A 916-nucleotide genomic window follows, 5' to 3' on the forward strand; every position below is an offset into this window, starting at 1 on the left:
TACATGGTTCCCGAACGGTGACGAGCGGTGATATAGCGACTGTATAAGTCAAACCAGTTGTCATCCATCTCATCTTTCAGTTCCCAACGTAGTGATTTTCCTTTGTTAAGGATCCGTCGTTGGCTTTTGGAAAGCTTAACCTCAGGAATTGAAAGCCGAATCGCTTGGCATGCTGAGCAATTATCGCAATGTGGCTTATAAATGGTTGAACCACTGCGGCGAAATCCATTCGCAAGCAGAACTTCATAGTTATCTGAGGTGTGCATGTGTTCGTCAAGCGTGACCGCCACTCTCTCTTCGAAGTGAGGTAAGTAGCTGCAAGCGTGATTGTCTGTTAATCCAATTCTGATTTGTTGTAAATCTGGATTCATTAAGGCATTTCCTTTAGCCATTGGGTTTTAAAGCATGCATCGTCAACGGAGAACTCTTTGAGTAATTGCAGAGAGCCTAGGAATTCATCCCTATCAACCTCGATAGCGCCCAAGGATTCCAAGTGAGGGTTCATGACTTGGCAATCAATCAGTTGTCCGCCGAATCGGGTAAAGTGTTTACAAAAGTACCACAGCGCAATTTTAGAGGCATTGGTCTTTAGGCTGAACATCGATTCACCGCAAAAGACTTGGCCTCTTTGTAAGCCGTAAAGTCCACCGATCAGTTCATCATCTTGCCAAACCTCAACCGAGTGGCAGAAACCTAATGAAGCGAGTTTGCGGTAGGCTGACTGCATGTCGCTGTTTAGCCAGGTTTCTTCTTCGGGTCTTAGTGAAGAGCAATAACCAATTACTCTGTCCGTCGCTTGGTTGATGCTGACTCGGTAATTGTGCTTTCTTTGAAACTTTTTAAGACTTTTTGACGGTTCGAATGTCTTAGGATTAAATACCGCTCGCGGTGCAGGGCTCCACCAAAGTATAGGCTC

General features: G+C 45.2%; 1 protein-coding gene and 1 pseudogene. Both read right to left on the reverse strand.

Annotated elements, in window-relative coordinates; all coding sequences use genetic code 11:
- Nucleotides 1–371 (reverse strand): annotated as a pseudogene (locus AB4512_RS19635) (arginyltransferase); the annotation flags it as partial.
- Nucleotides 371–916 (reverse strand): leucyl/phenylalanyl-tRNA--protein transferase (aat, locus tag AB4512_RS19640; protein ID WP_372175409.1); only part of this gene is annotated, 546 nt, incomplete at its 5' end. The gene aat and the pseudogene AB4512_RS19635, both read right to left, overlap by 1 nt.

It is taken from the genome of Vibrio sp. 10N.222.52.B7 (assembly GCF_041474275.1).
Lineage (GTDB): Bacteria > Pseudomonadota > Gammaproteobacteria > Enterobacterales > Vibrionaceae > Vibrio > Vibrio crassostreae_C.